The organism is Streptomyces sp. NPDC023527, assembly GCF_055560115.1.
Genome location: NZ_JBVHJJ010000008.1, coordinates 166,870 through 185,333, shown reverse-complemented (window position 1 = coordinate 185,333; position 18,464 = coordinate 166,870). Strand labels below are relative to the sequence as shown.

The 18,464-nt window shown below is 71.2% G+C and carries 21 protein-coding genes; 12 read left to right on the top strand and 9 right to left on the bottom strand.

All coding sequences use genetic code 11. From position 1 onward, the window contains the following. Nucleotides 1–25: 25 nt before the first annotated feature. The 3 genes from ACZ303_RS17955 to ACZ303_RS17945 form a co-directional block, all read right to left on the bottom strand. Nucleotides 26–994, bottom strand: a complete 969-nt coding sequence (locus tag ACZ303_RS17955) for a cyclase family protein (protein WP_467339963.1) — start codon at nucleotides 992–994, stop codon at nucleotides 26–28. A gap of 126 nt (nucleotides 995–1,120) precedes the next feature. Further along, nucleotides 1,121–1,624: a helix-turn-helix transcriptional regulator gene (locus ACZ303_RS17950; protein ID WP_467339961.1), complete on the bottom strand. Its 504-nt coding sequence runs from the start codon at nucleotides 1,622–1,624 to the stop codon at nucleotides 1,121–1,123. A gap of 83 nt (nucleotides 1,625–1,707) precedes the next feature. Further along, nucleotides 1,708–2,154 carry a MarR family winged helix-turn-helix transcriptional regulator gene (locus ACZ303_RS17945; RefSeq protein WP_467339959.1) on the bottom strand — a complete coding sequence of 149 codons (447 nt, stop codon included), beginning with the start codon at nucleotides 2,152–2,154 and terminating at the stop codon, nucleotides 1,708–1,710. Nucleotides 2,155–2,229: 75 nt separating this feature from the next. Between ACZ303_RS17945 and ACZ303_RS17940 the strand changes: the two genes are divergently transcribed. From ACZ303_RS17940 to ACZ303_RS17925, 4 genes are all read left to right on the top strand, one after another. Then, nucleotides 2,230–3,306: an ABC transporter permease gene (locus tag ACZ303_RS17940; protein ID WP_467339957.1), complete on the top strand. Its 1,077-nt coding sequence runs from the start codon at nucleotides 2,230–2,232 to the stop codon at nucleotides 3,304–3,306. A 182-nt stretch (nucleotides 3,307–3,488) separates the two neighbouring features. Then, nucleotides 3,489–3,779, top strand: coding sequence for a hypothetical protein (locus ACZ303_RS17935; protein ID WP_467339955.1), 291 nt, complete (start codon nucleotides 3,489–3,491; stop codon nucleotides 3,777–3,779). Continuing rightward, nucleotides 3,776–5,851, top strand: a complete 2,076-nt coding sequence (locus ACZ303_RS17930) for a histidine kinase (RefSeq protein WP_467339953.1) — start codon at nucleotides 3,776–3,778, stop codon at nucleotides 5,849–5,851. Before ACZ303_RS17935 ends, ACZ303_RS17930 begins: the two co-directional genes overlap by 4 nt. Nucleotides 5,852–5,853: 2 nt before the next feature. Continuing rightward, complete coding sequence (locus tag ACZ303_RS17925) at nucleotides 5,854–6,534, top strand: response regulator (protein ID WP_467339951.1); 681 nt, start codon at nucleotides 5,854–5,856, stop codon at nucleotides 6,532–6,534. 110 nt (nucleotides 6,535–6,644) lie between these two features. Here the strand turns inward: ACZ303_RS17925 and ACZ303_RS17920 are convergent, their stop codons facing one another. Together ACZ303_RS17920 and ACZ303_RS17915 are read right to left on the bottom strand one after the other, a co-directional pair. Continuing rightward, nucleotides 6,645–6,938 (bottom strand): hypothetical protein, encoded by a 294-nt coding sequence (locus tag ACZ303_RS17920; protein ID WP_467339950.1) that lies wholly within the window; start codon nucleotides 6,936–6,938, stop codon nucleotides 6,645–6,647. 187 nt (nucleotides 6,939–7,125) lie between these two features. After that, nucleotides 7,126–7,542 carry a tautomerase family protein gene (locus ACZ303_RS17915; RefSeq protein ID WP_467339948.1) on the bottom strand — a complete coding sequence of 139 codons (417 nt, stop codon included), beginning with the start codon at nucleotides 7,540–7,542 and terminating at the stop codon, nucleotides 7,126–7,128. Nucleotides 7,543–7,659: 117 nt separating this feature from the next. On the opposite strand from ACZ303_RS17915, the gene ACZ303_RS17910 reads away from it, so the two are divergent. Beyond that, complete coding sequence (locus tag ACZ303_RS17910) at nucleotides 7,660–8,529, top strand: LysR family transcriptional regulator (RefSeq protein ID WP_467339946.1); 870 nt, start codon at nucleotides 7,660–7,662, stop codon at nucleotides 8,527–8,529. 32 nt (nucleotides 8,530–8,561) lie between these two features. Here ACZ303_RS17910 and ACZ303_RS17905 read toward each other — a convergent pair whose 3' ends face one another. Beyond that, entirely contained in the window at nucleotides 8,562–9,014 is a 453-nt protein-coding gene (locus ACZ303_RS17905; protein ID WP_467339944.1) for a VOC family protein, read from the bottom strand. A gap of 210 nt (nucleotides 9,015–9,224) precedes the next feature. On the opposite strand from ACZ303_RS17905, the gene ACZ303_RS17900 reads away from it, so the two are divergent. Together ACZ303_RS17900 and ACZ303_RS17895 are read left to right on the top strand one after the other, a co-directional pair. Then, the gene (locus tag ACZ303_RS17900) at nucleotides 9,225–10,151 is read left to right on the top strand and encodes an NADP-dependent oxidoreductase (protein ID WP_467339943.1); all 927 of its coding nucleotides are present in this window, start codon (nucleotides 9,225–9,227) and stop codon (nucleotides 10,149–10,151) included. A 5-nt stretch (nucleotides 10,152–10,156) separates the two neighbouring features. Beyond that, complete coding sequence (locus tag ACZ303_RS17895; protein WP_467339941.1) at nucleotides 10,157–11,095, top strand: AraC family transcriptional regulator; 939 nt, start codon at nucleotides 10,157–10,159, stop codon at nucleotides 11,093–11,095. Nucleotides 11,096–11,257: 162 nt separating this feature from the next. On the opposite strand, the gene ACZ303_RS17890 is transcribed toward ACZ303_RS17895, so the two are convergent. Then, nucleotides 11,258–11,617, bottom strand: coding sequence for a hypothetical protein (locus ACZ303_RS17890; protein ID WP_467339939.1), 360 nt, complete (start codon nucleotides 11,615–11,617; stop codon nucleotides 11,258–11,260). A gap of 289 nt (nucleotides 11,618–11,906) precedes the next feature. On the opposite strand from ACZ303_RS17890, the gene ACZ303_RS17885 reads away from it, so the two are divergent. The 4 genes from ACZ303_RS17885 to ACZ303_RS17870 all read left to right on the top strand — a co-directional run bounded on the left by ACZ303_RS17885 (nucleotide 11,907) and on the right by ACZ303_RS17870 (nucleotide 14,426). Then, nucleotides 11,907–12,260, top strand: coding sequence for a PRC-barrel domain containing protein (locus ACZ303_RS17885; RefSeq protein WP_467339937.1), 354 nt, complete (start codon nucleotides 11,907–11,909; stop codon nucleotides 12,258–12,260). A 199-nt stretch (nucleotides 12,261–12,459) separates the two neighbouring features. Further along, nucleotides 12,460–13,356 (top strand): RNA polymerase sigma factor SigF, encoded by an 897-nt coding sequence (locus ACZ303_RS17880; RefSeq protein WP_467339935.1) that lies wholly within the window; start codon nucleotides 12,460–12,462, stop codon nucleotides 13,354–13,356. A gap of 170 nt (nucleotides 13,357–13,526) precedes the next feature. Beyond that, the gene (locus tag ACZ303_RS17875) at nucleotides 13,527–13,697 is read left to right on the top strand and encodes a hydrophobic protein (RefSeq protein ID WP_467340188.1); all 171 of its coding nucleotides are present in this window, start codon (nucleotides 13,527–13,529) and stop codon (nucleotides 13,695–13,697) included. Between the two features lie 294 nt (nucleotides 13,698–13,991). After that, nucleotides 13,992–14,426, top strand: a complete 435-nt coding sequence (locus ACZ303_RS17870; RefSeq protein ID WP_467339933.1) for a VOC family protein — start codon at nucleotides 13,992–13,994, stop codon at nucleotides 14,424–14,426. Between the two features lie 11 nt (nucleotides 14,427–14,437). Here the strand turns inward: ACZ303_RS17870 and ACZ303_RS17865 are convergent, their stop codons facing one another. Further along, nucleotides 14,438–15,520 (bottom strand): M4 family metallopeptidase, encoded by a 1,083-nt coding sequence (locus tag ACZ303_RS17865; protein ID WP_467339931.1) that lies wholly within the window; start codon nucleotides 15,518–15,520, stop codon nucleotides 14,438–14,440. Between the two features lie 360 nt (nucleotides 15,521–15,880). Here ACZ303_RS17865 and ACZ303_RS17860 point away from each other — a divergent pair, with 360 nt between their 5' ends. Continuing rightward, nucleotides 15,881–16,975 carry an endonuclease/exonuclease/phosphatase family protein gene (locus ACZ303_RS17860; RefSeq protein ID WP_467339929.1) on the top strand — a complete coding sequence of 365 codons (1,095 nt, stop codon included), beginning with the start codon at nucleotides 15,881–15,883 and terminating at the stop codon, nucleotides 16,973–16,975. 99 nt (nucleotides 16,976–17,074) lie between these two features. Here the strand turns inward: ACZ303_RS17860 and ACZ303_RS17855 are convergent, their stop codons facing one another. Continuing rightward, nucleotides 17,075–18,331, bottom strand: coding sequence for a DUF1266 domain-containing protein (locus ACZ303_RS17855; protein WP_467339927.1), 1,257 nt, complete (start codon nucleotides 18,329–18,331; stop codon nucleotides 17,075–17,077). Between the last annotated feature and the right edge of the window lie 133 nt (nucleotides 18,332–18,464).

Sequence of the window (18,464 nt, the reverse complement as noted above, 5' to 3'; positions counted from 1 at the left end):
CACGTGGCCCCGGGTGGTGTGACCGTCACAGGACCGCGACCGGGGTGACGGGCGATCCCGTACCGCCCGGTACGTTCAAGGGGGCTACGAGGAGCAGGAACTCGTAACGGCCCGTCCCGGCGCAGGCGGCGGAGAGCGCTTCCAGGTCCAGGTTGTCCAGCAGCGGCACTCCCATCGCGGCGATGGCGAGCGCGTGGACCGGGGAGTGCACGCCCTCGACCGGCGAGGGCCGTACGTCGTTGTCGCCGTCGCCGCCGAGCAGGGCGATGCCGCGCTCGGCCAGCAGGGGCATGGCGTCCACGTGGAGGCCCGCGCTCGCCGCGTCGAGGTCCCAGGCGCCCAGCTCCCGGCGGCGGCGGAACCGGCCGACCCGCAGCAGCACCGCGTCCCCCTCACCGATCTCGACGTCGAGCGCGGTCTCCGCGGTCGCGACATCCGCGGCGTGCACAGCCTGTCCGGGCTCCAGCCAGGGGTGCCCCAGCACGGCGGGGAGGTCGAGGAGCACGCCTTTGGTCACCAGCGGGCCGAGCGCCGAGACGGCGCCGAAGCGGGCACCGCCGGCCCCGACGAGCTCCCGCGCCGTACCGCCGTCGTAGAGCTGCCCGCGGTAGGCGATATGGGACAGGGCGTCCAGGTGGCTGACGCCTTTGCCGTGGTAGTCGACGCCGATGAAGTCCTTGTGGGTGGAGGGCTCGGGCGCCTCGACGTCGCCGAGGTCGGACATGTAGCGCAGGGCGGGCTTGTTGTTGTCCGCTGCGGGCGTGGTGTCCCACGGTCGCGCCATCGGGACGACGGTCCCGGACCGGACCAGGGCGGCGGCCCGCCGGACATGGTCCGCGGTCACCCGGTTCCAGGCACCCCGGTCGGCGGCCGCCCAGCGGCCCCACGTACGGAGCGTCGCGAAGAGCGAGTCGAACTCGGCGCGGGAGACGGCCGGCCCGTCGGGGGAAGCGGTGGGCGGGGGAGTCGGCGGGTCGGCGGGGTCGCTGCTCATCTGCTGCTCAGTGCTCCAGAGGGATGTGCTGTTGTCCGGGGGCGGCATGACGTGCTGGGGGCGGGGGAGGCGTTGCGCGGCCCGCTTCGACGTCGCACCCGGATAACCCGTGCGGTGCCGCGTGCGTCACGCCCCGCGCATGGTGGCGCGGTATTCGCTGGGGGACATGCCTGTGTCCGTGCGGAAGGCGCGGGAGAAGCTGTCGGGCTGGGGATACCCCCAGCGCGTGGCGATGGTGCGGATCGTGAGGTGGTCCGGACCGGGATCGGCCAGGTCCTTGCGGCAGCGGTCCAGCCGCTGCCGCCTGATGGAGGCCCTGGGCGTGGTGCCGTTCTGCTGGAAGACGCGGTGCAGGTACCGGAGGGAGATGCGGTGGGCCGAGGCGATGGCTTCCGGGCCGAGGGCGGGGTCCCGCAGGTGCTCGACGATGAAGGCGCCGATCCGCAGGAAGAGCACGTGCCGACCGGACTCGGCGGACTCGCCGGACGCGGCGGAGCCGTCGGACAGGGCGGGATGGTGACCGGCGTGGTGCGCCAGCCGCCCGACGCCCAGCGGCATCAGCTCTATCCGCGCCCCGAAGGTCGCCGTCTCCAGGAACCTGACGCGCTGGGTCACCTGCGCCAGAGCCATCGCCGGTCTGCGCCACCTGGCGCGGTTGCAGCAGACCCAGCTCGACCTGGCCACCCAGCGCTGGCACCGCGCATGCCCCGGCGTCAGGGCGAAGGCGGCAGGGCGTCCGGGTTGAGGTGTTCGACCAGGCGGCGCAGGAGGCTGTGCGCGGTCGCCCGTTCCTCGGGGGAGAGGACGGTCAGGGCGTCGTCGTTCACCCGGGCGACGACGGTCGTCGCCTGCTCCGCCACGCCCCGGCCGTCGTCGGTGACGTACAGGCGCAGCACGCGGCGGTTGGTGGCGTGCGGGCGGCGCTCCATCAGCCCCCGGTCGACCAGCCCGTTCACCGCGGCCCCCATGGACTGGGCCGTGATGCCGGCGCGGCGGGCGGCCTCGGCGCTGGAGATGCCGGGCTCGCGGAGGGCGCTCCGCAGCACGTTGTGCTGCGCCAGGGTCAGGTCCAGGGCGCGGAGCTCCTTCTCCAGGCGGGCGCCCATGGCCTGGGAGAACTGCCACGCGAGGTAGCCGGTGTAGGAGAACGGATCATTCATGGGGACCACCACTTGTAAGGCGCCTTATGACTGCTGCTACTGTTGTAAGGCAGCTTACAAGTTTGGATGGTCCTCATGTCACTCCCCACCTCCTCGACCCCCACCCGGCCGCGGCCGGTCTCCTCGCACCCCGACATACCGGATCCCGCACCGCCACAGCACCCGAAGGGCGGCCTGAAGGGCGTCCTCCTCCCGGTGGCCGTCGTCCTCGCCATCGGCACGATCTTCGTGAGCGTCTACCTCGCCGCGTTCCACGCCCCCCGACCGCACGACCTTCCCGTCGCCGTCGTGGGCACGCAGCAGGAGACCCACCGGGTCGAGGAGGGGCTGGAATCCGCCCTTTCCGGAGGCTTCGACGTACGGCCCTACGCGGACGAGAACGCCGCCCGGGACGCCGTCGAACACCGCCACGTCTACGCCGCCTACCTCACCGGCCACGGCCACGACGCCCCGAAGCTGCTGTACGCGGGCGCCAACGGGCCCTCCGTCACCGGCACCCTCACCGGAGCCTTCGGCCACGCCGCCGGGGCGAGCGGGCACCGGCTCGCCCAGGAGGACGTCCTCCCGGCGTCCTCCGGTGACACCCGCGGCCTGTCGATCTTCTACGCGGCCTTCGGACTGGTCCTCGCCGGCTACCTCTTCGGCATGATGACCTACCAGGCCGCTCCCGCCCTGCGCTTCCGGCAGCGCATGGCCAGCCTCGCGCTCTTCGGCGTCCTGGGCGGGATCATCATCGCCCTCCTCGCGGGCAGCACCGGATTCGGCGCCCTGCCCGGCTCCTTCGTCGGCATCGCCGGGATCACCGCGCTGATGGCCATGGCGGCGGGCGGCGCGACCATGGTGTTCATCAGGTGGGCCGGATCGGCGGGCGCCGGACTGGCCTCGGTCGTTCTGCTGACCCTCGGCAACGCCACCAGCGGCGGCGTCATGCCCGCCCCCTACCTGCCCGGCTGGCTGCACCCGCTCTCCGGAGTCCTGCCCGTCGGCGCCGGTGTGCGCGCCGTCCAGGGACTGGCGTACTTCCACAACGACGGCCTGGGGCGCGGCATCGCCGTCCTGGCCGCATGGATCATCGTCTGCGCGGGACTGCTCTACCTCCGCGACGCGCGCGGCGCCCGTAGCGCCCGTGCTCAGCAGGTTCCCACCTCCTGAGCACCCGCAACCCCACGCGGGATCCGGCGGCCGCGCCGCGGTTGCCACCGGCGCTCCGGCGGCCCGACCGCCCCGGCGACCCGCAACGAGGGGGATCACCGACTCGTTGACCAGCGCGTGTCACAGGTGGCGGCTCAGGTGATGCTCACCGGAGCCGCCACCTGTCCGATCGAGGAGAGAGAATGCGCTGTTCACCTGGACGGTTCCGGGTCTCCCTGGCGGTGCTGGCCGCCGCCGTGGCGGTGGTGGTCCTGCTGGTGGGGGAGGCCGCGGCGAGCGACGGCCGGACGTACGAGGGCTCCCGGCGGTCCCTGACGTACGACGGATCCTGGAAGTACATCGCCACCCACCACTCGAAGCAGGGCTGCCAAGAGGCGGGTGAGGACGGCAGGCGCGCCAAGCGGTGGGCGCAGTACCGGTGCCTTCCCTCCAGCTGGCTCGGAGTCGACCCCTACGACCTCTGGGTGCGATGAGCCCGGACCCGGTCGCGGTCGCCGTCCGGTCGCACGGCCGGGCGGTGCGCGTGGCGGGCACGGCCGCGGCCCTGCTGTTCGCCGTCCTGCTGGTGAAGCTCACCGTCGTGCTGTTCCTGGCCGGAGACCAGTGGCTCGCCGTCAACTACTCCGCGCCACAGGCGTCCGCGGAGGTGACCCGCCTGGTCGTCGGCCTTCCCCTCTGCGTGGTCGCGGTGCTGCTGCTCGCCGACCCCTCCGGGCATCGGATGGGCGGACTGCTGCTGGCGGCGGGGGCGGTGTGGCTCGTGCCGTCCGCCGTGTTCGACCTGTTCGCGTTCCTCGGCAGCGAACCGGTGCCGGTCGCCGCCGCCATGATCCTGCTGGCGGCCACCGGGATCGCCGGCCACCCCCTGACCGTGCTGCTCATGCCCCTGTGCTTCCTCCACGACGCGACGTCCCGCCGGGGCCGATGGGGCGTCATCGTGGGCGCCGGAGCCGTCTGCCTGGGATACGGAGCGCTGTGGGCGCTGGGCACACCCGGCTCGCACCCGTTTCCCAGCCCGTGGTCCGGGACGCCCGCCAGCGAGTGGGCCATGGGGTTGCTGGACCCGAGCGAGGAGGCCGTGGACTGGGTGAGCCGGGCCGTGACCCTGGTGGTGACGGCCGGCCTCGTCCGCCGCGCCCTCCGGGAGCCCGCCGGGGACGGCCGGCGCGTGTGGGCGCTGCTGGCCGTGGCCTACCCGGCCTGTGTCTGCCTGCTGTTGTCGGACGTGTGGGGCGAGAGCTGGACCGTCGCGGCCCGTGCGGCGGGCAGCGCGGTGTGGGTCGCCGTGATCTGCCTGGCGGCGGCCCGCGGTGGCATGTGGAGGCTGGAGCGTGTCACCAGCCACCGGCTGGCCGGCGCGTTCGTGCTCACCGCCCTGGCCGCCGCGGCCGTCTGCGCCGCCGTGGCCGCGTGGGCGACCCTGCCGGCGGCCCGCAGCGTGACGGTGGTCGTCGCCGCGGGGATCGCGCTGGTGGCCGGCTGGACCGTACGGCCCGTCGTACTGCGCACCTCCCTGGCGGTGGAGCGGGCCTTCTACGGACCGCGCGCCCGGCCGTACGAGGCCATGCGGGCCCTGGCCGTACGGCTGCGACAGGCCCCGCACCCCGGCCACGTACCCGAACAGATCTGCCGCAGCGCGGTGGAGGACCTGGGGCTGGCCGGCGCGACCATCGGCGTCGACACCCGCTCGGGGCCCCGGTGGCTCGCCGCCGTCGGCGCCCCCGTGACCGACCCGAAGCAGGTCTTCGTCCTGCGCCACCACGGCCAGGTGGTGGGCCGCCTGGAGGTGGCACGCGGCGGTACGAGCACACCCGCCGAACGCGACGGCGACCTGCTGTCGCTGCTCGCCGACCAGGCCGGCCCGGCGCTGGCAGCCCTGCGCCTGGGCGAGGAGGCGCAGGCGGCCCGCGAACGCCTGGTGCTCGCCCGCGAGGAGGAGCGCCGCCGGCTGCGCCGTGAGATCCACGACGGCCTCGGCCCCCAACTGGCGGCCGCACAGCTGTGGCTGGGCACCGCCCAGGCGTGCGGCCCGCCGTCCTCCGCGGCCACGGCGCACTTGCGTATGGCCGCCGAAGGTCTCGGTGAGGCGCTGGCCGAAGTGCGGCGCATCACGGCGGGACTGACGCCCGCGGCGCTGGTGGAGCACGGCCTCCTCGACGCCACCCGGACGCTCGCGCACCGGCTCACCACCGAAGACGTACGCGTGACGGTGACCGGGCCGCGCACTCCGCTGCCCGCCCTGGCGCCCGGCGTGGAGACCGCCGCCTACCGCATCGCCGCCGAGGCGGTGACCAACGCCGTCCGTCACGCCAGGGCCCGCCGCGTGGCGGTCGCCTTCGACGCCGTTCCGACGGCGCTGACGGTCACGGTCACCGACGACGGCTCGGGATTCGACACCGCCGTCGTGCCCGGCACCGGCCTGGCCTCGGTCGTCGAACGCGCCGAGGAGATCGGCGGCACCACCACCATCACCAGCGGCCCGGACGGCACGACGGTCGGCGCCACCCTGCCCATCGCACCCCGGCCCGACGACCCAGAAGGATGACGATGAGCGAAGCGACTGACGGTGCCGACAAGGAGCGCCCCTGGCGTGTGCTGCTGGTCGACGACCATCCCCTCTTCCGGGAAGGTCTCGCGGCCGCGGTCGACCTGGACGAGGGCTTCACGGTGGTGGCCCAGGCCGCCACCGGCGAGGAAGCCCTCACCGAAGCCGCCCGTACCACTCCCGACCTTGTCGTCATGGACCTCGGACTGCCGGGGCAGTCCGGGATCGAGACCACCCGACAGCTCCGCGGACGCCACCCCGACCTGCGCGTCCTGGTCATGACGATGTCCGAGGACGACGACAACCTGCTGGCGGCCATGCGGGCCGGGGCGCGCGGTTACCTCCTCAAGGGCGCCGTCCGCGAGGAGATCCTGCACGCGCTGCACACCGTCGGCCGGGGAGGGGCCGTCTTCAGCCCCCGGATGGCCGAACGGCTCGGGGCCCTGTTCGCCGCGTTCGGCAGCGCCTCCGCCAAGGAGGCGTTCCCGACGCTCACGGCCAGGGAACGCGAGATCCTCGACCTCCTGGCCGCCGGGCTGAGCTACCGGCAGATCGCGCAGCGGCTGTTCGTGGCGGACAAAACCGTACGCAACCACGTCGGCTCGATCTTCGCCAAGCTCCAGGTCCACGACCGCGCCACGGCGATCGTGCGGGCCCGCGACGCGGGCCTGGGAACGGGCTGAGCCGCGCGCCCGGGGGAGAGCCCCGGCCTTTCGGCAGGCGACACACGCCTGCCGAAAGGCCGCCCCCGCTCTGTCATCCCCCTCGGGCAGGACGGCTCGTCATCCCACCCTCAGCGGTCGGTCCACAGATTCCAGAAGACCGGACCGTTGGCGCACTGGAACTGCGACCAGTGACCGCGGTCGACCCCTTCCTGGCCGGCCTCCATGCAGCCCCCGCGGGTCCAGTACTTCCCCCGGTGGACCGGCAGGTCGGCGGGCGCCTGGTTCACGTGCGAGACGACGGCCGCGACCGACCGCGACGCGTGGGCGCCGCCTTCGACGGCCTGGGAGATGCCGGCGCCCGTCATCGAGGCCGCGACGGCCGCGAGTCCGACGACGGCGAGGGAGACGCGCTTGCTCTTCATGGGTGTTTCCTTCCTCGGTGGATGGGACCCGGCGAGGCCGCGGTGCCGACCGCTGCCCGCCGGATCCGGACAACCAGAGCTTCGACCCCCCGATGACCCAGGCACATGGGTCATCCGCCCTCTCCCCGCCCACGCGTCGGATGCCGGTGGGTGGCGTGGCCGTAGTGCCCGTCCGAGTCGGCGCGGCTCAGCCGGCGGCCGGGACGGCCGGGACGTCCCCGGACCGGCGGTAGTAGTCGAATTGGGTCACCCCGTTGTAGCCGTAGCTCTCGGGGTGCAGCTCGTGCAGGGCGACGCCGGCCCGGGGAAGCGGGCCGAGCACGTCCGACAGCAGCTCACCGGCCCTGGCGATGAAGGCGGACTTCTCCGCGGCGCTGTTCGTGCCGGCGGTGATGCTCGCCTCGATGTGCGCGTCGCGTCCGCCGGCCAGGGGGCGGCCGTCGATGTAATAGCTGCCGGGCGGAACCACGTCGATGTGGACGATGGTCCGCGCGGCCGCCTTGCGCAACACGGAGACCGCCAGCCCGGTCAGGCCCTCGGCGAGGTCGCGCTGGACGTCGGCAGAGAGGTCGGTGTCGGTCACGGTGACCCGGAAGTACGGCATGGCTCTCCTCGGCACGCTGGGGGTTGTCGCCGCCGGAGTCGGCGGCACCGGGCAAGCGTCACCGACCTGGCACCATAGATCCAACGCATACGTGTCATAGGTATATGAGGCCGACGCATGACCGTGAATCTTCCCCAGCTGAGGGCTTTCCTCGCCGTCGTCGACGCGGGCGGTTTCAGTGCGGCCGCCGCCGAACTGGGCCTGAGCCAGTCGGCGGTGTCGCACGCCGTCGCCTCCCTGGAACGCGAGCTGGCCGCCCCGCTGTTGGTCCGCGCCACCCCGGTGCGGACCACCGCGCTCGGGGAGCGGGTCCTGCCGCACGCCCGCATCGCGCTGTCGGCGGCCCGCTCCGTGGAGCGGATCGCGGCAGAAGCCGCCGAGACCATGACCGGCACCGTGCGGCTGGCCGCCACACCGACGGTCTGCCACGGGCTGATCCCCGGCCTGCTCCGGCACTGGCGCGCGGAGCAACCACGGGTCACCGTGCGGGTCTTCGAGGGCGACAGCGGCGAAGTCTCGGCGTGGCTGCGGGACGGGACGGCCGACGCCGCCGTACTGATCGACCCGCCGCCCGGCCCCGGCATCCAGCTCGCCACGGACTCCTACCGGGCCCTGCTGCCCCGGGACCACCCCTTGGCGGGCGAACCGCACGTCGACATCCGCGACCTGGAGGACGACCAGTTCCTGATCTCACCCAACAGCTGCGAAACCCGCATCCGTACGATCCACAGCCTGGCCGGGCTGCGCTTCGCACCCACTCACCGGGTACGGGACCTGGCGACCCTGATCAGCATGGTGCAGGCCGGAATCGGCGTGACCGTGCTGTCCGAGGTCTCCCGCTCCGTCATTCCCCCCGACCTCGTCCTGCTGCCGCTGGAGCCCCGGACCTCGCGCCGCCTCGTACTGACCGGACCGAGTGCCCGCCCCTGGCACCCGGCGATCCGCACCTTGGCGGAGTCGGCCGCCGACCACCTGGCGCGGACCTGATCCGTGGCTAACCGGCTCCCAGCGGTCCCGTCCTACGCCACGCAGAACTCGTTGCCTTCCGGGTCCCGCATGATCCACCAGTGCCCGGCCGGGCCCTTGTCGACCTCGCGGACGCGGGTCGCCCCCAGGGCTTCCAGCCGGGCCACCAGCTTGTCGCGGTCGCCGGGCTCGCTGTGGACGTCGAGGTGCAGGCGGTTCTTGCCGGACTTGTGCTCCGGTACGTCCTGGAAGAGCAGCCGTCGGCCGCGGCCGATGCCGCTGGTCCCGTCGAACGGATCCTCGGGGTGGCGGATCGCCGCGTAGCCGCGGAAGGTCTTGCGGCCGCGGTGCTCGACGACCGCGTCCTCGCCGATCCGGCCGGCGGCCAGCAAACCCTCGACGAGGGGGCTGGGATCCTCCACCTCGTAGTCCAAGGCGGCGGCCCAGAAGTCCGCGAGGGCGGCCGCGTCCGTGCTGTCGATGACCAGTTTCCAGCTCAATGCCATGCGGTCAGTATGGGCTCGTCCGCTTCGGCGACATCCCCGCACCGGGGCGCGAGGCGCCGCCGATCGGCCGGACGCCTCGCGAGGACGGCCGAGAGCACCGGGCCGGAAGACGATGGGACATGTTTCGAAGACGGCAGGCCATTACGCGGCTCATTCGATCTCTCTAACGTTGGGTGCATCAAGAAGCCCGAACGACAAGGGAGAGCTCCCGTGCGTGCTGTTGTCCAGAATTCCTTCGGCGGCCCCGAGGTCCTGGAGACCGTCGAGATCGACCGGCCCGAGCCCCTCGGCGGCGAGGTGCTCATCCGGGTTCGGGCGAGCGGCGTGAACCCCGTGGACGTCGCCGTCAGGTCGGGCGCCTACCCGCTGCTGGGCGAGCCGAGCTTCGGAGTGGGATGGGACATCTCCGGCGTCGTGGAGGAGGCCGGCCCGGGAGCCCGGTTCAAGGTGGGGGACGAGGTCTACGGGATGCCGTTCTTCCCGCGCGCCGCGACCGGGTACGCCGAGTACGTCGCCGCGCCCTCGCGGCAGGTCGCCCGTAAGCCCGCCTCGCTCGACCATGTGCAGGCCGCCGCCGTGCCGCTGGCCGCGCTGACGGCGTGGCAGGGGCTGGTGGACGCGGCGCGGGTGAAGGCCGGCGACCGCGTGCTGATCCACCGCGCCGCCGGGGGAGTCGGCCACTTCGCGGTGCAGATGGCGAAGGCGCGCGGGGCGCATGTGATCGCGCTGGCCAGTGAGGCGCGGCACGAGTTCGTACGGAGCCTCGGGGCGGACGAGGTGATCGACTACCGGGTCACCGACTTCACGGACGCGGTGCGCGACCTCGACGTCGTCTTCGATTCGAGCGCCGAGGGCTCGCGTTCGCTGAGCGTGCTGCGGCGGGGCGGCACGCTGGTGAGCATCATGGAGCACTGGAACCAGGAGCTGGCGGCCGAGGCCGAGGCGGCCGGACGGCACTTCGCGGGGGTGTCGGTCGAGCCCGACTACGCCTCCCTGGAGGCGATCGCCGAGCTGATCGACGAGGGACGGATCCGGCCCCACGTACAGGAGACGTTCCCGCTCGAAGAGGCGGGCAAGGCGCACGAACTGGTCGGTTCCGGGCGGGTGCAGGGCAAGGTCGTGCTGACCGTAGGGTGAGCGGCGTGGACATCCTGACCGAGGCGCTGAGCTCGATGCGGACCGGGCTTCCCACGTCCGTCCGCACCGACGGCCGAGCCCCCTGGGGGCTCCGGCTCCCGCCCGTCGCCGGGGCGGGCTTCCATGTGGTGCTGTACGGCACGTGCTGGCTGGTGCCGTTGGAGGACGCCCCCGGCGGGGCGGAGCCGATCGCGCTGAGCCCGGGTGATGTGGTCTTCCTGCGCGACGGCCGGGGCCACATCCTCGCCGACCACCCGTCCACCCCGGCCGAGGTGGAGCGGCCCGAGCAGTTCCACCCGGGAACGCCGATCGGCTCGGTGAGGGTGGGCGGCGACGGCGCGCTGACCAGCCTGCTGTGCGGCAACTACCACTTGGACCAGGGGCGGCCGCACCCGTTGGTGCGGCAGCTTCCCGAGGTGATCCACCTGCGGACGAGACACGGCTCCCACCCCGAGCTCGGCGCCGCCGTCCAACTGCTCGGCGCGGAGCTGGAGAACCCGCGCATCGGCTCGGCCGGCATCGTCCCCACGCTGATCGACTCACTGCTGCTCTACATCCTGCGCGCCTGGCTGGAAGCCCAGCCTCCGGCGGCCGCCCACGGCTGGGCCGCCGCGCTCGGCGACTCGGCGGTCGCCCCGGCGCTCGCGGCCATCCACGAGGATCCCTCGGCCCAGTGGACCGTCGAGTCGCTGGCCGAGCGGGCCGGGCTCTCCCGCGCGGCCTTCGCCCGGCGGTTCGCGGCGCTGGTCGGGGAGCCGCCCATGGCCTATCTGACCCGCTGGCGCATGACGACCGCGGCCCGGCTGCTGCGTGAGTCCGACGCCCCGCTGACCACGGTCGCCGCGCAGGCCGGATACGGCTCCGAGTTCGCCTTCGCGAAAGCGTTCAAGCGCGAGTACGGCCAGGCCCCCGGCGGGTACCGCCGCCAGGCCCGGGCCGCCTGACGGCGGACCGGCCGGCCACCGGGCCACATGAAGGGCTCACCCTGTCCCGGATGGGGCCCGCGGGGAAGTGCGGCCCGCGACATCGCTACCGCCTTCGGTGCCACGCCCGCCGCCTGAGCTCGAACAGCCGCCGTCGCCCGGCCGCCGCGGGGCGGACGCGGGTCAGGGAAGCTGGTCGCTGTATCCGCAGACCCACGCGAGAGCGTCGTGTGCGCCCAGGATGTAGTCCCTGGTCCCGCCCTGGCTGGTGAGATCGGCCAATTGGACCACCGCCGAGTCCACTTCGGCGGTCAGCGAGCCGAGGTCGGGTACGCCTTGGGTGCTCGCGCCGGTGACCGGCGATCGATCGGCGCGGCCGACGGCCCACTGATAAGCGGCCGACGCACCGACAGAGAACTGGGACGAGTGGTTGTGTCCCGCGTCCGGGGCCGCGAGGATCCTGTTCGCCAGCTCGACATCCGTATAGGCCCGCACACCCACCCGCTGTGCCGCGCCCTGCTCCGTCTTCCCAAGTGTGGTCACGCTCGCTCACCTGCCTTCGTTCTTCGTCGCCGGCCCATTTCCGCGTCTGATGCCCGCTTCTCGGTCGCCGGTATTTTCGCGGCCGGAGTCACCCAATCGCCTGCCCACGGACGCCCCTTCCAAAAGGCGTTCCCGGAGGAGGCGGGGGTTTGCTCTCCGCGGACCCGGGAAGCCGGTCCCGTAGAGCAGCCGGGCACCTCGGCGGCGATGAGAAGAGATCACGGGATCCCGATGGATTTCGTCGAAGGTGCTCCTCTCGTGACTTCCGAACGGATGAAGGAGCAAGCAGTTGAGTGACAACATCTGGGGTTACCAGTCGAACGCGAACTACGTCGCGGGCACCAGCCTGGCCGGATACAAGGTCGAGGCGACGGATGGTCATATCGGCAAGGTCGACAAGCACTCGGACGAAGCCGGTTCGGCATACATCGTGGTGGACACCGGAGTATGGATCTTCGGCAAGCACGTGCTTCTTCCGGTGGGAACCATCACTCGTGTCGATACCTCGGAGGAGAAGATCTACGTGGGCCGGACAAAGGCCGAGATCAAGGACGCCCCCGAGTTCGACAGGGACAGGCACGACGGCGACAAGGACTATCACCAGCAGGTCGGCGGATATTACGGCGGCTTCCCCATCCTCTGAGCCGGTCGATTCCTTCCGAGCCGGTCGCTTCCTTCGCCCGGGGCGGGCCGGTCACCAGCTGGTGACCGGCCCGCCCCCGGACTTGCACGACGCGGCCCGCAGGGCGGATCGCACGGTGCGGGTGGACCGGAGGAATGAACGGGCCGTCCCGGGGAAGACGCGTTCAGTGACCGGCCGACTACCACGGAGGGCGGATCCGATGACAGCGGAATCGGTGTGTACGCCGGAGGCGGAGCTGTCGGCGGTGGCGTCGGCGGCCGCGCCGGCCCGGGCCGGGGGCCTGCCGTGGGTGGAGGATGCCGGAAGCGTCGCCCCCACGGACGCCCGGGAGCTCTCGAAGCTGTTCTTCGCCCGGCTTCAGGTCCTGGAAGAGGGCACGCCGGAGTACCAGTACGCGCGCAACACCCTCATCGAGATGAACCTGTCCCTGGTCCGGTTCGCCGCGAGCCGCTTCCGTAACCGTGGCGCGGACGAGATGGAGGACATCGTCCAGGTCGGCACCATCGGCCTGATCAAGGCCATCGACCGGTTCGACCTCTCGCGCGAAGTCGTGTTCACCACCTTCGCGGTCCCCTACATCGTCGGGGAGATCAAGCGGCACTTCCGCGACACCAGCTGGGCCGTCCATGTCCCCCGGCGCCTGCAGGAACTGCGGGTCGAACTCGCCAAGGCCCAGGCGTACCTCTCCACCGCCCTGGACCGGGAACCCACCGTCACGGAACTCGCCGCGCATCTGGAACTCAGGGAGGACGAGGTCGTCGAGGGCATTGTCGCCGCCAATGGCTACACCGCCGGATCCCTCGACATTCCCAGCGATTCCGGAAACGACAGCCCGGCGGGCAAGACCGGGCGCACATTCGCCGAGGCGCTGGGCGGACTCGACCCCGCCATGGAAACCGTGGAGAACCTCCACGCTCTCGCACCCCTGCTGAAACAGCTCGACGAGCGCGAACGCCGCATCGTCGCCATGCGGTTCGGCCAGGAGATGACCCAGTCCCGGATCGGGGAAGAGCTCGGCCTCTCGCAGATGCACGTCTCCCGCCTCCTCACCCGAATTCTCGCCAAACTCCGTACCGGCATGACCGCCGAGGACTGACGGATCCGCCTGCCGGGGGAGTTCGTAGGAGAACAGGCGAATCATCAGAAGGCGGGTTCACGACCTGAAAGGTCGTGAACCCGCCTTTTGTCGCACGAAAATCGTCCCTGAAACAGAGTGGGTGTGAAAGGGAGAACGCAGGGCATACGTCGGTTCGGAGGTTGATGACTATGGTTCCCCTGCTTCTCGTACTGCTCCTCGCACTGATCCTTTTCGGTGCCGGTTTCGCGGTGAAGATCCTGTGGTGGGTCGCCGTCGCCGTTCTGGTGATCTGGCTCCTCGGCTTCCTCATGCGCTCCACGAGCGCCGGTGGCAGCCGTGGCCGCTGGTATCGATGGTGACCTGACGCCTCGCGACACCCAGGGGCCCGGCCCGATCCACGTGATCGGGCCGGGCCCCTTCTGTTCCGTCCCGGGCCGGGCCCGGCGAATCCGTTCCGTCCCGGGCCGGGCCCGGCGAAACGGAGTCGGGACAAGCGGAACGGGTACGCGACACCGCAACCGGGGACGGACCGGGCACGCGCGAGGAACCACGCGCACCTCCAGCCCGGACCCGTCCCCGGCCTCGGAAACGCCGCCCCGGGCCAAGGGCGGACCCGTGGAGACGGTGAATGACCCCGCCTCTACGATGGACCGATGGCGTCGATCAAGCAGGTCCAAATCACTTTCGACTGCGCGGAACCTGAGCGCGTCGCTCGTTTCTGGTGCGAGGTGTTGGGGTATGTCGTACCGCCGCCACCGGAGGGGTTCGCTACTTGGGACGATTACGATCGCGCCCTGCCGCCTGAGCGTCAGGGTTCGGAGTTCGCATGCGTCGATCCCTCGGGAGTGGGCCCGCGACTGTTCTTCCAGCGCGTTCCCGAAGGCAAGGTCGTCAAGAATCGGGTGCATCTTGACGTGCGGGTCGGCACTGGGCTCGTGGGTGAAGAGCGCGTGGCCGCACTCGAGGCCGAATGCGCACGGCTGGTCGCGCTCGGCGCGGTACGCGAGCGACTACTGCTTGCCGATGGCGTCGACGAGTCGTGCCTCGGGATGCGGGACATCGAGGGCAACGAGTTCTGCCTCGACTGAGTGGCCGCGCCTCAGCCGGCCGTGGTCGGTACGCCGACCTCGGCCCACGCCCGGCGCACCTCTTCGCCTTCCCTCGGTCCGTAGTCCTCGGCGATCTCCGCGGTCAGCTGGGCGAATGCCGCGAAGTCGGCTCGGGGGCCGAGTCTCCCGCTGGTGAGCGCGTCGTACCAGATGCGGCCGGGCTGCTCCCAGGCGTAACCGCCGAGTCTCGATGCCGCCAGATAGAAGGCGTGGTTGGGGATGCCGGAGTTGGAATGCACTCCGCCGCTGTCACGGAACGTCCTGACGAATTGGTCCATGTGGGCCGGCTGGGGGTCCTTGCCCAGCTCGTCGTCGTTGTACGCGGTTCCCGGTGCCTTCATCGAGCGCAGTGCGACTCCCGTGACTCCGGGACGCAGGACTTCCTCTCCGATCAGCCAATTGGCCTCGGCCACGGTCTGGTGCTTGATGTACTGGTCGACCAGGGAACCGAAGACATCGGAGACGTGCTCGTTGAGGGCTCCGGACTGGCCGAAGTACTCCAGATTGGCGGTGAACTGGGTCACTCCGTGGGTGTGCTCGTGGCTGGCGACCGTCTGGGATTCGGTGAAATTGCCGATGAGGTCGTCCCCGTCTCCGAAGATCATCTGTTCGCCGTTCCACAGGGCGTTTCCGAACTCGACGCCGTAGTGGACGCTGGCGTCGAGCGGGAGCCCTTCTCCGTCGATGGAGGAGCGGGAGAAGACCTTCAGGTAGAAGTCGAAAGTCGCTCCCAGGCCGCGATAGGCGTTGTTCACCGCGGCGTCCTGTACGTCGCTGCTCCCCTCCTTGCGCACGGGTGTGCCGGGAAGCTCGGAGCCCCGCTCGGCATCGTAGACGGTGCGGTCGGGGCGGTCGGCGGGACCTGTCGGCGGGGCGGCCAGAAGGCCGAGTTCCGTCGTCAGCCGCCGCTGGACCCGCTCTGCCGTGTCCAGCGCCAAGGTACGGCGGGCCCGCCGTCTGACGTCCAGATCACCGGACTGGGCGAGCTTGGTGAGCAGATACGGCGGCACGATCGCGCACCACGAGGTGTTCGAGGCGCGGGTCGCGCCGGTGCCGAAAGGAGAGTCCGTCATGACGGTGCTCCTGAGGAAATGGAGATGGTGTCGTGGGCGGAACCCGGAGCCGGTGAACGAGGAGAGATCTTCACGTAAGCCGAAGCCGAACAGTTCCACCTGGTGAAACGCGTGAATCGTCCGACTGGGATGCGATCCAGGTGTGTTCGTGTTATGTAGTCAGTTTCCGCCCTCGCTCAGCGGCCCGCAACATGATGCCTCAGGCATATTTCTGCCCGCGTGCGCCGCCCCCGGATAGCGGTCCGCCCCCCGTTGGACAGGCGTTTCCCACCCTCGGAGAATATGAAGTGTCGGCGAGCAGTGACCTCGGCGGCGCCTGCTGCGTCGGCAGCGTGTATCCGCGCCGCGTGAGGAGGCGCTATGACCATCCGCATCGCAACCTTCAACGCCGAGAACCTTTTCCGGCGGCCGGCCGTCTTCGGCATCGCGGACGACACCGAACGACAAGGCGCCCTCGACGCCTTCAAGAAGCTCGTCGAACTCCTCGGCCACGTCGAGTACACGTCGCAGGACAAGGCGGACATCGTCGAGATACTCAAGGCGCACAGCATCGACAGCGCCCAAGCGGTCTCCACCCAGACGATCGCGGTGATCGAGCCCCGCGGTGGCGCGAAACTGCTGAAGGGGCAGGGCAGCGCCGTCGAGGTCAAGGCCAAGGGACGGCCGGACTGGGTGGGCTGGGCCGAGATGGTCCGTGACGATCTCAACCTGCAAGCCGTCAAGAACACCGCCCGGGTGATCGCCGAGGTGAACGCCGACGTGCTGCTGACGGTCGAGGTCGAGGACCGGCTCACCCTGGACCGCTTCAACCACCAAGTGCTGGGAGGGCAATTGGGTGCGCAGCCGTATCCGTTCAACCTGCTGATCGACGGCAACGACAGTCGCGGCATCGATGTCGGCCTGCTCAGCCGTCACCCCATCAACTCGATACGCTCGCACATCTTCGACACCAAGGACGGAAAGCAGATCTTCAGCCGGGACTGCCCGGAATTCGAGATCCAGCTCGATGGCGCGGCGCCGCTGTGGATCCTCGGGAACCACTTCAAGAGCAAGATCGGCAACCCGGCCGACACCCTCCGCAAGCGCAATCGGCAGGCCGAGCGGGTCGCGGCGATCTACAAGGAGGCTCTCCACCGCTCCGCGCGGGTGGTGGTCGCCGGAGACCTCAACGACACGCCGGACAGTGAGCCGCTCGCGGCCCTCCTGGCCACCGGGTTGCAGGACGCGATGAGCCACCCCAGTTTCACGGGGGATCCCGGAACCCACGGCCCTGGCACGTCGCTCTCCGACAAAATCGACTACCTGATGTTCTCGCCCGAGCTGTTCGACACGGTGGAGGCGGTGGACGTGGAGCGGCGCGGGATCTTCAGGCCCGGCAAGTCGTTCGACACCGTCACCTCGAAGGGCGACCAGGCATCCGACCACGCCGCCGTCTTCGCCGATCTCGACGTGTGAGCCGGTCCGGCCCCCCGCCGTCGCGGCGGCGAGGGTGGCCGGCCCACCGGCTTCGGCGGAGCCCCCCGCGGGCACGGCCGTCGCGTACCGGGCCCGCGCTCAGGCGTGACCGGTGAACGGCACCGTCAGCCAGGGGCTGTCCGGGTCGGTGGTCAGTGCCCGGTGGGCGTCGAGGACCGTGGTGTACCAGGGGCCGAACTCCTCCTCGTCGAAGTGCAGGCAGCGGCCGAGTACGTAGCCGGCGGAGAACTCCTCCCAGGAGTCGTACGCGGCCTGCGCGGCCGTGGCCGCGCGTTCGATCGCCGTGTGCATCTCGGACTCCGTGGCATAGCGGGCTCCCCGACCCCAGCGGGCCATCTTCGAGCCGCGGCCGATGTCCCAGGCGGCGATCGTGCGTACGAAACCGTCGGGCGGCAGGAGCCCATCGGCGCGGAAGCGGGCCTCGTAGCGCAGCACCTTGCCCACCAGGGAGCGCAGATGCGCCACGAACTCGCCGAACTCGGGGTCGTCGGTCGCGGCGTCGCTCTCCTGGGCGCGGGCGCGCAGCGTCGACTCGACGGTGTCCCGCCACCGCTCGGGGTCGACGCGACCGCCCCGGGCACGGATCAGCGCGGTCCGCGCGCCGAGGACGAAGTCCCAGTACCAGGGGCTCACCTCCTGGCCGAGCAGCCGCTCCTGCGTCGCGAGCCAGTCCTCACGGCCGTGCACACCCCAGTCGTCCGCGATCCGCTCGGTCTCGCCGCGGTAGCCCATGCCATGCCAGTGCGCGGTGTTCCACGCGTCGCCGTTGGTGAAGCACAGGTGCGCGCCGCAGGCCAGGCCGTGCAGCAACGGGCCGGGCGCGGGCGCCCCGGTCCGCCGGGTCACCACCCGGTCCATCAGCGCGTCCGACGAGAACAGCTCGTGGTGCAGGTCCAGCCAGACTTCCCGTTCGTCGTCGTCGGTCGGGAAGTAGTGCTCGCAGGGCGTGGCCGGGTTGACGGCGAGGACGTCCACCTCGTCGGCGAGGATGTGCGCGAGCGCGCCGAGGGTCGTGTACTCGTACACGAGAAAGGGGTGCGGCCGGGGCAGCAGGCCCGCCGTGTAGACCTGCGCCACGACGCGCCCGTCGGGCGTCTCGGTGGTCAGCATGGGGTACGAGTCCTCGCCGGCCGCCCGCGCCTGGTCGAGGCGTACGGGGTAGTACACGCCCTCGATCGCGAGGGTGCGCAAGTAGGCGTAGCCGTCGTCCTTCCGGCTCAGCTTGTACAGGTGTTGTTCGAGGTCGGTGGGCGCCTGCCAGCGGCTGCCGTCCTCCGGCGCCGGGACGAGCGGGAAGAACTCGTCGTGTGCCTCGTCCTCGGCTGCCGCGCGCATGGTTTCCTTTCCGCCCCGGCCCCGTGCTGGTACCGGCCTCAAGATCGCGTATGTACGGTAACGGCGGCCCCGGCGTGGAGCCGGGGCGGGGCGGCCCCTTCGGGGGACGCGCGTCGCCGCCCCTGCGTCTCAC